Genomic DNA, 12,519 nt, shown 5'->3' with positions numbered 1-12,519 from the left:
GGTGTGATCAGAGACCGGCGACCAGGTTGGTGACCGGGGCGGTGTTCAGGCCGGTGACACCCTCGACGGTGCCGACAGCGGTGTCGACCAGGCCGGAAACCGGGGCGATGCCGTCCACCAGGCCGGTGACGGTGCCGAGGGCGTTCACGGACAGGCCGCCGGAGACGTTGTCGAGCTCGGCGTCGGAGATCTCGACGGTCTCAACCTGGGGGGTGGAGTTCATGATGGAACTTCCCTTCATATGGATATCTCACAAGGGGGGAGCGGCACCCCTCTGGGGACAGAGCGACGACCGCGGACCGCGGGTGCCGGGCGTCCGTCTCCGGAGCCCTTCGCGGCTCCCGCGGTGCGATGGATCAAAGCACGCCGCGGGTCAGGGCTTCCAATCAACCAACCGTCTCACCAGGCAACTTGAGTCCCCGGACGCCCGATCCGTGCAGGAGTGCGCACGGCTCGGTGGCAGGTTCTTCACATGCGTCACCGCATCGGCTCGTCCCGGGTCTTGCTGATCGTCAGGTGAATCCGACACTCCCGTCGTAATGGCGTGGGGGGTGGGCGCGCTTGTGCAGAACCTTCGCTCGCCATGACTTCGTTGAGTATTCAATGTGCAGATTCTCTGGAGCCGGGATTCGACGCGCCGTTCACGACGGTTCGTCACCGGCCGACTGCGGACCGTGTCAGCCCAGAAGCGCGTAGACCGTGCTCGCGCGGGCGGCGATCTCGCCCGAGTCCCCGTCGGTCATCGTGATGTCTGCAAACGCCATGCGCCGGCCAAGTTTGCTCAGGACCGACTCGATCAGGACATCCGAACCGGACACCGCGCGCTGGAACGACGTCGACTGCTGAACCGTCGTCATGGGTCCGTACGCCCCGCGCGCCGCGGACACCGCGATCACCGTCGCCGTGTCCGCGGCGGCCATCAGCGCCTGCCCCGACAGCCCTCCGCCCTCCCGTGACAAGCGGTCCGACCAGGGCAGACGCAGGATCGCCCGGTCGTCTCCCACCGCCTCGACGCGCAGGCCCAACTCGAGCACCCACGGGGCGAAGTTGGCGGAGAGGATCTTGTCGGCTTCGGCGGTCGTCATCGTCATATGGGCGATTGTTCCCCGTGCCGCCGCGTCAGACGCGGGTCATGGCCGATTCGGCATCCGGCAAAGAGAGTTGGCAAACGGAATTGAACGCACCACGCGGCCCCTGCGTACCAACAGCCATCCAGGCGCCAGAACAGAACAGCTGCCGAACGGCGGCAAAGACTCCGGTCCCCCCAGGAGGTCGAGAAGTTTGAGTCACAAGCGAATTCCGAAGCGTAAGGCCGCGATCGCGGCGGGCAGCGTCGTGGCGCTCGGCGCGGCCGCAATCCTTCTGCCGAACGCCATGGCCTCACAGGACGGATCGTCGAACGGCGCCGCCGTCGCACCCAAGACCCTGAAGGCGACGGACGCCTCGGATCTCGCCGCGCAGCTCCAGCAGCTGCTTGGTCAGGCCTTCGCCGGTTCGTACTACGACTCGGGCAGCCAGCAGCTCGTCGTGAACGTCATATCCGGCGACAGCAACGTGGTGGTGCAGGCGGAGAAGGCCGGCGCGAAGGTCCGCGAGGTCAAGAACAGCCTCGCCGCGCTGAAGGCCGGGGCGCAGACCCTCAAGGCCAAGGCGACCATCCCGGGCACGGCGTGGGCGATCGACCCGAAGACCAACAAGCTCGCCGTCACGGCCGACAGCACGGTCACCGGCGCCAAGTGGGACAGACTGACGTCGACGGTCAAGAGCCTCGGCGCCGACATGGCGTCGGTGAAGAAGAGCTCCGGCACCTTCAAGACCCTGGTGTCGGGCGGTGACGCCATCTTCGCCCAGGCGGAGGGCGGCACGGTCCGCTGCTCCCTCGGCTTCAACGTCACCGCGAGCGACGGCAGTCCGGCCTTCCTGACCGCCGGTCACTGCGGAGTGGCCGCCAAGCAGTGGTCCGACTCCGAGACGGGTCAGCCCATCGCCACCGTGGACCAGGCCACCTTCCCCGGCGACGGTGACTTCTCCCTGGTCAAGTACGACGACCCCAACACCCAGGCCGCCAGCGAGGTCAACGTCGGCAACGGCCAGACCGTCCAGATCACGCAGGCCGCGGACGCCACCGTCGGCGAGCAGGTCTTCCGCATGGGCAGCACCACGGGCCTGCACGACGGCCAGGTCACCGGCCTCGACGCCACGGTCAACTTCCAGAGCGAGACCAACCCGGGCGGCGTGGACACCGTCACCGGACTCATCCAGACCAACGTCTGCGCCGAGGCCGGCGACAGCGGCGGCTCGCTGTTCACCCAGGACGGCAGCGCGGTCGGCATGACCTCCGGCGGCAGCGGCGACTGCACCGCCGGCGGCGAGACCTTCTTCCAGCCGGTGACCACGGCCCTGCAGGCCACGGGCGCCACGCTGGGCAACGGCGGCGCGGGCGCGGGCGCCGGCGACCAGGGCGGCTCGGCCGACCCCTCCGCCTCCGCGACCGACGGCACCGGCGCCGGCGACCAGGCGGGCGGCGGCGACGCGGTGGGCGGCTCGGCCGACCCGTCCGCGACGGCCACCGACGGCACCGGCGACCAGTCCGGCACGGGCGACCAGTCCGGCACGGGCGACCAGTCCGGGATCGGCGACCAGTCGGGTACCGGTGACCAGTCGGGAGCCGGCACGGGCGACCAGTCCGGCACCGGTGACCAGTCCGGGACCGGTGCGAACGACGGCTCGTCGCTCACCCAGACCCGCTGATCGGCCCAACCAGCGGTTCCGGTCGACAGTGGACGGCCCGGCCCTCCGGCGGGAGGGCCGGGCCGCACCGGCTTGTGTCCCCGGGCGGGGTGCCGCCGATCGCGGTCCCTCGCTTCCGCCGTGGAGCCGTCCGGCACGTGCTGTCGCCGACCGTCGTGCGATCACCGCCGGTCCCGGCCCGACAGGCCTCAACACAGCCTCCGGCGAGGGCGGTTCGGGCCGCGACCTGGGAGTCGGGTCCGCTTGACCGGCCGCCCCACGCGACGGGACGTCGTCCCGCACCGCGTCCGCGGGCTCAGCACGCCCTCAGCAGCAACAGCGCGACGTCGTCCAGCCGTTCGCGGGTTCCGTCGTCGTGCCGCAGCAGATGGTCGGCCAGCTCCTCCAGCGGCAGCTCCCCGGCCTCCCCGAGCCGCTCCCCGAGGTGCGCCAGCGCGTCCTCGATGTCGACGCCCGGCGACTCGATCAGCCCGTCGGTGTACAGCACGAGCACCGAGCCGGGTGCCAGGCCCACCTCCGTCGTCGGGTACGCGGCGGCGCCGTCGATGCCGAGCAGCGGACCGCCGGCCAGATCGAGCACCCGTACCCGCCCGTCCGGACGCCGCAGCAGCGGCGGCGGATGACCGGCCCGGGCCATCACGGCCCGCCCGCGCGCCGGATCCAGCCGCAGATACAGACAACTGGCGAACAGGTCGGCGCCCAGATCGATCAGCAGCCGGTTGGTGCTGCGCATGACCTCCTCCGGAGCCTGCCCCACGGTCGTGTACGCCCGCACGGCGGTGCGGATCTGGCCCATCAGCCCGGCCGCGGTCACGTTGTGCCCCTGCACGTCCCCGATCACCGCGGCCGCCACGCCCTGCGTGGGCACCAGGTCGTAGAAGTCGCCGCCGATCTCCATGCCCTGGGTGGCGGGCAGATAGCGCGAGGCCGCCTCGACGCCGGGCAGCGAGGGCAGCGAGTGCGGCAGCAGGGCCTGTTGCAGGCCGTGTGCCAGCTGGTGTTTGGCGTCGTACAGCAGGGCTCGCTCCAGGGCCTGTGCGATCAGACCGCCCAGGCTGGTGAGCACCGCCCGCTCGTCCGCGGGGAACGGGCGCGGCTCGGCATAGGCCAGCAGACAGGTGCCCACCGGCCTGCCGGACGCGATCAGCGGAAGATAGGCCCAGGCCTCGAAGCCGCCCGGGGGTGGCTGTACGGAGGGGTACAGCCGCTCCAGCTCCTCGCGGGAGGCGAAGAACGCCGGCACTCCGGTGGCCAGCGCGTGCGTGCCCGGAGTCGGCCGGGCCAGCGGCATCCCGTCGAACCGTTCCACGATCCGCTCGTCCGGATACCCGCGATGCCCCAGCACGTGCAGCCGCCCCGCCCGGGAACCGAGGACGACCAGCGCCTGACTGCCGACGGCCGGCGCGATCTCGTCCGCGACCAGCTGCACCACGTCCTGCACCCCCACCGCCTCGGTGAGCGCCCCCGCCAGCGTCAGCATCTGCGAGATGGTGACCAGCCGGGACGGGGCGTCGCCGGGCTGCGGACCTGCTCTGTTCATCTCCGTGACCGCCCGCGCCCGGGTCACCCGCACGCTCAGCCCGGACGTACTCGGATACATCCGGAACGACAGCCAGTCCCCGGGCGGCCGCAGCGCCACGAACGACGTCGTGTGCTGGCTGAGCAGCGCCGCGCGGTAACGGTCCTCGTAGACCGGGTCGTTGAGCCAGGGCACCGCGGCCCAGAGCTGGTTGCCCAGCAGTCTGCTGACCGGGACGCCGATCAGCTCGGCCGCGGCCGCGTTGGCGAAGCCCACCCGGCCGTGCAGGTCGAGGGAGCACAGCCCGTACGGCAGCCTGGCCACCATCCGCGCCGCCTCCACGGTGCCCAGCGTGCCCGCTGCCCCGGCCACCACCGGCGTGGCGAGCAGATCGGGCTCCGGCAGCGGCGGACGGCTCTCCTGGAGGGCACGCTCCAGCCGCAGGGCCAGCCGGTCGCAGGCCGCCGTGAGATGGTCCCGCTCCCGGTCCGACAACTCCGGGGGATGGGAGCCGGGCCAGGTCACGAAGACGGCGCCGTAGGCCGTCGACTCGGTCGCCACCGGCACGGCGGCCAGCGCGAAGGGGTACGGCAGCACCATGGCGATCCGGGGGTAGCGGGCCGCCATGTCCTCCTCGCCGCCCACCCACACCAGCTGCCGCTCGCGCAGCGCGTCGGCGACAGGGATCGGCGCGCTCAGCCCCACCCGTTCCCACGGCGCCGCGAACGCGCGCGGCAATCCCGCCATCACGGCCATCTCCAGCACCGGCTCGCCGGCCGCCAGCAGATACACCGCGCCGGAGTGCGCGTGCACCTCGTCCATCATCGAGGCGAGCGCCAGCGACAGCAGCGGTCGACCCACCCGCGTCCGCACGGTCGCCGGCGTCTGGGCGGCCCCCTGCCCGTCGGACACGCCGACCACCTCCTCGCACGGCTCGGCGGCGGGTCCCAGGGATCAAATCTGCCCCCTGCGGACCGGACGCGCACGGCGAGCGGGGCGCGGCCGCGTCCGATCGGCCCGAAGATGGGCAGGCGAAACCGCGACTCGGTGAAGAACACCCGCGTACCCGCTCGGGCCCGACCCATGCCACCCCAGTCGTTGCGCGCGGTGGCGTGCGGGCGCCCCGTGCGCGCCCCCGCGCACCCTGATGGCCGGTTCTTCGCGCCCACGGATGATGCGGGCCGCCAACAATGGGCACGCGCTCAACACCATGGATGAGTCGGACGAATCTGAGGGACGGGCAGTGATCCGCGTACTTCTGGTGCACGACGAGTGTCTGATGCGTTCGGTCCTGGCGGAGTGGCTGTGCCGGGAACCGGATCTGAGGGTGGAGGACACGACATGGCGGGGGGCGCCCGCCCGGCTGCGCGCCCTGCGGCCCGACATCTGCGCGGTGGACCTGGAGAGTTCGGGCGGATGCGGTGTCCCGTTTCCCGGTGAACTCAGCCGTCGGGACCGGGACGGGATCCCGCCGAGACTCCTGGTCCTGGCCAGCGCGAGCAGGCCGGGGCTGCTGAAACAGGCGGCGGAGGCGGGGGCGCTCGGCTATGTCGACAAGGAGGGCTCGCCGGACCGCCTGGTGCGCGCGATCCGCCGGGTCGCCGAGGGGGAACGTTTCGTCGACGACTCGCTGGGGTTCGGCTTCCTCAAGGCAGCGGAGATGCCGCTGACCCGGCGGGAGCTGAGTGTGTTATCCCTGGCCGCCGAGGGGGCCTCCGTCGCGGAGATCGCCGGGAGCCTGCACCTGTCCAACGGGACGGTGCGCAACTACATGGCGGCCATCACCCGCAAGACCGGCGCCCGCAACCGCATCGACGCGATCCGCATCTCGCAGGGGGAGGGCTGGCTCTGACGCCGGCACGGGCGCCCAGCTGCCGACCAGGTCCCGGTACACGGGCGAGGACCGCACCAGTTCGTCGTGGGATCCGCAGGCGGTGCCCCGCCCGTCCAGCACCAGGACCCGCCCCGCGCGCCGGGCCGAGCTGATGCGATGGGCCACGACGACCAGCGTGCCGCCGGGGCGCTGCGCGAAGGCCCGCTCCGCGCGCTCCTCCGCCCGCGGGTCCAGATGACAGGTGGCCTCGTCGAGCAGGGCGAGCGGGGCGTACGACAGGTAGGCCCTGGTCAGCGCGATCAGCTGCCGTTCCCCCGCGGACAGCGCGGCCGGATCGACCTGGGCGCCGGGCCCGCCGAGCCGGTCGAGCAGCGGGGCGAGCCCCACCGCCTCGGCGGCGGCGAGCAGCTCCGCCTCGGGCACGGGCTCGGGCCGCAGGTACCCGAGGTTCTCGGCGAGCGTCCCGGTGAACACGTACGCCTCCTGCGGGATCAGCACCCGGCGCGCGGCGGCCCCGGCCGAGGGCACCGGCTCCCCGCAGACCCGGACGGAGCCGGACCTCGGCTCCAGCAGCCCGGCGACCAGCGCGGTGAGCGTCGACTTCCCGATCCCGCTCGGCCCCACGACGGCCAGGTGGGCGCCGGGGGGCAGGGTGAGGTCGAGGTCCTGGATGACGGGGGCGGAGGTGGGGCCGTAGGCGAAGGTGACGGAGGCCAGGGACAGGGCGGGGGACTCGTGGGCGGGGGACGCGTCGTCGGCGGCGGGAGTACGGCGGGGTGTGTCGGGCATCTCGCCCTTGCCGGCCGAGACCAGCCGGCGCAGCACCACCGTCAGGCGGGAGCCGCTCGTGCCGAGGCCGTGCACGAGGCTGTGGAGGGCCGGCAGGAGGGACTGGGTGGTGTAGGCGAGGGCGCCGACCAGGGCGCCGGTGCTGACGCCGTGGGCCAGGAGCCAGGGGGCGGACGCCAGGAGCAGTACGACGGGAAGCCGGCCGCCGAGCGCGAGCGCGGCGACCCGCAGGACGCCCCAGCGGGCGAGGGAACGGGCAGCGCGGAACTCGGCGTCCACCCGTTCCGCGGTGTCGGCGGCGATCGTCTGCTCGGCGCCGGTCGCCGTGACGTCCCGCAGCCCCGGGCACACCGCGCCCAGACGGTTCGCCAGCTCCTCGTCGGCGGTCAGGAACGCCTCCTGCCGGCGCGCCAGCGGCCGTAGCGTCGCCGCGAACAGGGCCACACCGGCCAGCAGCGGCGGCCCGACGACCAGCAGGAGGAGCGGGTCGAGGGAGAACAGCCCGGCCAGCGCGCCCACCGCGGTGAACATGAACGACCGCGACACCATGACCAGCCCGGCGAAGGTGTCCCGGGCGATCTCCACCTGCTGGGTCAGCCGTGACAGCGCCCCGCCGTCGGCCTCCCGCACCCCGCGCCCGACCACCCGCTCCACCAGCCGGTCCCGCAGAGGCTCGACCAGCGCGGCGACGGCCCCGTAGACGCGCGCCGTGCCGTACGCGCCCACGACCACGCCCAGCCCGGCGACCGCGAGCCAGGCCAGCCCCACGTCCGTGCGCCCGGCCAGAAACCCCTCGTCCAGCGCCCGCGCGGGCGCGTACCCGGTGAGGAACGTCTGCCCCGTCTCCAGCACCGACCAGGCCGCGAGCCCCACGAGGACCCGCCACCGGCCCCGGAGGAAGCGCAGTCCGCTCCGCACGACGCCGTCAGCCATCCCCGAACACCGCCCGGTACTCCGGATCGCGCCACAGCCGCGCGTGCGGCCCCACCGCGCGCACCCGGCCGTCCGCCAGCCAGGCCACCGCGTCGGCACGTGCCGCGGTCGCCGCGCGGTGGGCGATGAGCAGCCGGGTGCCGCCCGAGCCGGGCGGCACGAGGGCCTCGGTGATACGGGACTCGGTCACCGTGTCGAGGCTGGAGAGGGCGTCGTCGAGGACGAGCAGGCGCCCGCCGTGGGCGAACGCCCGTGCCAGGCCCAGGCGTTGGGACTCGCCCCCGGAGCGCGGGGCGTCCGCGCAGAGGGTGGCGTAGCCCTGCGGCAGCCGGCGCACGAAGTCGTCCGCGTGGGCCGTCCGGGCCGCCTCGCGCACGCGGGCGGGGGAGGGGGAGGGCAGGCCGAGGGCGATCGCGTCCTCGATGGTCGCCCCGAGCAGGGCGGGACGTTCGAAGGCGTAGCCGACGGCTCGGCGCAGCGTGTCGTGGGACAGCTCGCGCAGCGGGACGCCGTCCAGCAGGATCTCCCCGGCGTCGGGGTCGGCCAGGCGTCCGGCGAGCGCGGCGAGCAGGGACTTGCCGGTGCCGGAGCGGCCGACCACGGCCAGCGTGCTGCCGCCGGGTACGACGAGGTCGACGCCGTCGAGCACGGTCCGTCCACCGCGCCGGGCCGTCACTCCGCGCAGCTCCAGCCGGCCGGGCCCCGGCGGCAGCCGACGCTCACCGTGGACGGGAGCGGGCTGCGCCATGACCTCGTCGACGCGTTCGGCGGCCCCCCGCGCGCGGGCCAGGCTCGCGAACTGGCCGACCAGGACGCCGACGCCGGCCGCGAGGACCGCGTACCGGGAGGCCGCGAGCACTTCGCCGACGGTCAGCCGGTGCCGGACCAGCAGGACTCCGGCGACCGCGACGACGCCGAGTTGCAGCAGCGGTGCCACGGCGCTCGCCCGACCGGCGGCCCGTCCCTGGACCCGCCACATCAGCCGCCCCACGCGGGACAGCTCGGGCAGCGGGCGCAGGATCCGTGCCGCCTCCCTGTCCGCCGTACCGGCCGCCCGGACCGTGCGATGCCCCTCCACCGCCTCCGCGAGGGCCGTCGCGATCCTGCCCTGCACCCGCTGGTACTCCGCCACACAGCGAGTGGTGTCCCGGGCGAACGCGCGCAGCAGCAGGGTCAGCACCGGCGCCCCGACGAGGAACACCGCCACCAGCCAGGGGTCGATCAGGCCGAGGGCCACCATGCCGCCGGCGGGCCCGGCGAACGCGGCGAGCAGTGCCGCGCGGGCGGCGGGCGCCGTCCCGGCCTGCGCCGCGTTGCCCACCAGCCGGGCGACGAGGTCACCGGGGCCGAAGCGGGCGGTGGCGCGCGGACCGAGGGCCAGGACGTGTCCGGTCAGCCGGCGCCGCAGCCATGCGGTGGTACGGGCGTCGAGGGTGCCGCTGAGCACCGTCTCGGCGGCGTCGAGGAGGGCCGCCGCCAGGACGAGCCCGGCACAGGTGAGCACCCAGCGGGTCACGGGGGCGTGGGCCAGCAGCAGGTCCAGGGTGCGGCCGAGCGCGGCCGGCAGCAGCAGGCCGGCGCCGGTCGAGGCCACGCCGACCAGGCACAGGGCCACGCAGCGGGCCGCGCTGTGCCGGGTCGCGAGGCCGGTCAGCGGCATGGGCTGTCCAGCGTCCGCACACGTCGACGTCGTCGTCATACCGCCCCGGGGTCGTAGGGGTGCGCAGGACCCCGGGCGGCCCTTCCCTCGGAGGGAGTGACCGCCCGGAGCCGTGAACACGCGAGGTGTGTCAGAGACAGAGCAGAACGCTCGCGGCGCTGATGCAGGAGAGGAGGCTGGCCGTGCTGGCGCCACCGCCGCCGGTGTGCTCGTCGGACTCCATCGTCTGCAGGTCGAGCAGTGCCATTTCGTGTCCTTCCTTCGGTGTCCACCCGTGGGGACGGGGGTTGGGTCACGACTCCGTCCGGTTGCGGAGCCGCGTCATGAGGGCCGCCTCGGGGGCGGCAGGAACGGCAGGTGGGCACGGCCTCCGCTCGCGGCGTCGAGCGCGAGGAGACAGCCCGCCGTTCCGGTGGCGAGGTCCATGGACAGCCGCATCATCTGGTGCCCGGGGAAGGCCAGTTGGCCCTCGTAGGCCATCGCGTACCAGCCCAGCCCGGCGATCTGCTCGGCGAGCCGTCGCTCGTTCGCGCCCGGTGCCGTGGTGCGGCTGAGGTGCAGGATCATTCCGGCGCGGCCCTGGAAGAGGCCGGGCTGCGCGTAGAAGCGTGAGGTGGCGGCGGTCAGGATGCCGGCGCGCGCCTTGTCGAACCCGGCGTCGAAGGCGTGCGCGAGATGGTCGTCGAGGACCATGCCGAGCCCGGCGCTGCCGTCGCCGAGGTAGGGCAGGGTCCGCCAGCCCTCGTCGACCTCCAGTCCGCCGCCGCTCTTCTGCACGACACAGCAGTCCAGGTCCCGGCGCAGTGCCACACCGGCGCCCTCCAACAGCCGTTCGTCACCGGTGCGTTCGTACTGCCGCAGCAGGAACAGCGCGGGCCCGGTCGCGCCCCGCAGCAGCCCGGCCCGGCGCCGGCGCTGCTCCGGCAGCGGTTCGGCGAGCCGCCGCAGAAGGATGTCCGCGGCCTCGGCGGCCCGCTCGCCCAGCGCCGACTCGCCCGTGCGGTCGGCCAGTTCGCCGAGGACCAGGCCGAGACCGGCCAGTCCGCCCTGCAGGTCGGAGGCGAGGTTCTGCCACTTCTCCGCGAGGATGCCCTCGACCAGGTCCAGCGCCCGCTGTCGGTGACCGAGCCGGTCCAGGACATGGGCGACGCCCGCGAGACCGTCGTAGAGACCGAGCGGGGTGCCGGCCGGTGGCGGGTCGCAGTGGGCGAGCAGCCAGCGCTCGCCCTCCTCGTAGCGCTCGGCGCCGGTTTCGGCCAGCGTGTACAGCACCCCGGCCGCACCGTGGGCGAGCCCGAGTCCGCCGCCGTCGGAGAACTGGGCGATGTCGCCGGGGAAGAGCCGGTCGTCGCGCTGCGGGGTGGCGGAGGCGAGGATCGCCTTGACCATCGAGTCCCGGCTGTACGGCCAGTCCCCGGGCCGTACGAAGGCCGGTGCCGCGCTGCCCGCGCCGCGCGTGATCTCCTCGACCGCCTCGTCGAGGAACTCGCGCGGTACGTCCGGGAACTGCTCCGCGACGACCTCGGCGAGATGGGCGGCCTTGCCCCGGTCGACCACGAACAGGGTGGTCACCGGCAGGAACAGCGCGAGCCGTAAGCACGCCAGTGCGTACCGGTCGACGTCGGCCCCCGTGCGGTCCGGCGGGGCGAAGAAGCCCGGGTGGGCGACGACCTGCCGGCCGTTCGCCGACGCCGGGGCCGCCGCCTCGAAGTCGATGAGGAAGACCGACTCCTCGTCCGGCGCGACCATGATGTTGAAGACGTGCAGGTCGTTGAAGACGATCCCGCGCGCGTGCACGGCCTCCACCGCCCGCTCCACCGCCCCGTGGACGCGCACCGCCCACTCGGTGTAACGGGCGACGGCCTGCGGGTCGGGATCCGCGGTGAGCAGCGGATGACGCTCGGCGAAGAAGGAGTTGAGCGGGCGCCCCTCGACGAAGTCCATGACCAGGAACCGGTGGTCGCCCAGGGTGAACCAGTCCCGCACCTCGGGCACCACACCGGTCCCCGCGACCTGCTCCAGCGCCGCCTTCTCCCGCTCCAGGCGGGCGATCGCGTCCGCCCCGTCGGAGGCGAGACCCGCGTGCGGCCGCCCCTCCTTCAGCACGACCCTGCGCCCGTCCCGGGTGTCGGTGCCCGCGTAGACCCCGCCGCCGTTGGAGAAGTGCAGCGCCTTCTCGATGCGGTACGGCAGATCGCCCACCGTCGTGGCATCGCGCGCCGCCAGATGCGGTCCGAGGAAGTCCGGCAGCGTCACCCACTCCGGCACCTGGAAGGAGGGCGCCCGCCGGTCCGGCACCAGTCGGCCCTCGCCGTCCCGCACGGCCGGCACGAGCGAGCCCCGCTCGTCGACGGTGAAGGCGCGCGCGAAGGCGCCGTAGCGGACGTAGAGCGGGCCGTCGTCCCAGCGCAGATCGGTGAGGATGTACGGCCCCTCGCAGCCCTTGAGCAGGGCGCCGAGCTCGCACAGCACCCGGTGCAGCCGCTCCTCGTCGGCCGGGTAGACGGTCACGAACTTGCCGCTGGTGTCGCGGCCCGCGTACTTGGTGTTGCGCAGATGCAGCAGATGCGGTCCGGGGACGAACTTGAAGGGGATCCGGCGCGGTACGCAGTAGTCCCACACGGTCGCGGCGATCCGTTCGGCGTTCTCCCGGGTGGCCGAGGCGTGGATCTTCCAGCCCTGCGCCGGCCCGGCCACCGGACTGCCGTCCGCCTGAAGCGGCGTCAGCGTCAGCCAGTCCCCGATCCGCGCCGCGTCCCAGCCCTCGGGAACCTCGCGGCGGGCCGTCGCGAACAGGGCGGTGCCCTGCTCACCGGCCGCGGCGAGCCGGTCCGGCGTGTCGTAGAAGTGTCTGTCCGCGAGGGCGTACACCTCGTACCGCTTGTCCATGGATCCCCTTCCGTGGCCCCGCATCGAGACTTCCAGCCGGGGCACGGCCGTGGACAGTCACCCGTGTCACGAGGTCACCGTGCGGTACGCATGCGTCAAGACATGTTCGGCCTCTTTCGACTCGACACGCCTTGTGACCTCCAC

At 73.6% G+C, this 12,519-nt stretch carries 8 protein-coding genes and 1 pseudogene; 2 read left to right on the top strand and 7 right to left on the bottom strand.

All coding sequences use genetic code 11. The features are described 5' to 3' along the window. Positions 1-7: 7 nt before the first annotated feature. A complete protein-coding gene (locus tag ABZ453_RS23675; protein ID WP_133043658.1) occupies positions 8-223 on the bottom strand; it encodes a type A2 lantipeptide in 216 nt (71 codons plus the stop codon). Between the two features lie 454 nt (positions 224-677). Then, on the bottom strand, positions 678-1,091 hold the full coding sequence (locus ABZ453_RS23670) for a PaaI family thioesterase (protein ID WP_359017364.1): 414 nt from the start codon (positions 1,089-1,091) through the stop codon (positions 678-680). 190 nt (positions 1,092-1,281) lie between these two features. On the opposite strand from ABZ453_RS23670, the gene ABZ453_RS23665 reads away from it, so the two are divergent. Further along, entirely contained in the window at positions 1,282-2,751 is a 1,470-nt protein-coding gene (locus tag ABZ453_RS23665) for a S1 family peptidase (RefSeq protein ID WP_359017362.1), read from the top strand. 295 nt (positions 2,752-3,046) lie between these two features. Here ABZ453_RS23665 and ABZ453_RS23660 read toward each other — a convergent pair whose 3' ends face one another. Then, positions 3,047-5,191 (bottom strand): SpoIIE family protein phosphatase, encoded by a 2,145-nt coding sequence (locus ABZ453_RS23660; protein ID WP_359017360.1) that lies wholly within the window; start codon positions 5,189-5,191, stop codon positions 3,047-3,049. 322 nt (positions 5,192-5,513) lie between these two features. Here ABZ453_RS23660 and ABZ453_RS23655 point away from each other — a divergent pair, with 322 nt between their 5' ends. Next, entirely contained in the window at positions 5,514-6,122 is a 609-nt protein-coding gene (locus ABZ453_RS23655) for a response regulator transcription factor (protein ID WP_359017358.1), read from the top strand. 234 nt (positions 6,123-6,356) lie between these two features. Here the strand turns inward: ABZ453_RS23655 and ABZ453_RS23650 are convergent. From ABZ453_RS23650 to lanKC, 4 genes and pseudogenes are all read right to left on the bottom strand, one after another. After that, positions 6,357-6,893 (bottom strand): annotated as a pseudogene (locus tag ABZ453_RS23650) (ATP-binding cassette domain-containing protein); the annotation flags it as partial. Positions 6,894-7,818: 925 nt separating this feature from the next. After that, positions 7,819-9,486, bottom strand: a complete 1,668-nt coding sequence (locus ABZ453_RS23645; protein WP_359017356.1) for an ABC transporter ATP-binding protein — start codon at positions 9,484-9,486, stop codon at positions 7,819-7,821. A gap of 130 nt (positions 9,487-9,616) precedes the next feature. Continuing rightward, a complete protein-coding gene (locus tag ABZ453_RS23640) occupies positions 9,617-9,733 on the bottom strand; it encodes a SapB/AmfS family lanthipeptide (protein ID WP_030937754.1) in 117 nt (38 codons plus the stop codon). A 74-nt stretch (positions 9,734-9,807) separates the two neighbouring features. After that, positions 9,808-12,375, bottom strand: coding sequence for a class III lanthionine synthetase LanKC (gene lanKC, locus ABZ453_RS23635; RefSeq protein WP_359017354.1), 2,568 nt, complete (start codon positions 12,373-12,375; stop codon positions 9,808-9,810). Positions 12,376-12,519: the final 144 nt, after the last annotated feature.

This window comes from Streptomyces sp. NPDC005799 (assembly GCF_040630525.1).
In the GTDB taxonomy this organism is placed as follows: domain Bacteria; phylum Actinomycetota; class Actinomycetes; order Streptomycetales; family Streptomycetaceae; genus Streptomyces; species Streptomyces griseorubiginosus_B.
Note: the sequence above shows the minus strand (reverse complement) of the source record. Positions and strands in the feature narration are given on the sequence as shown.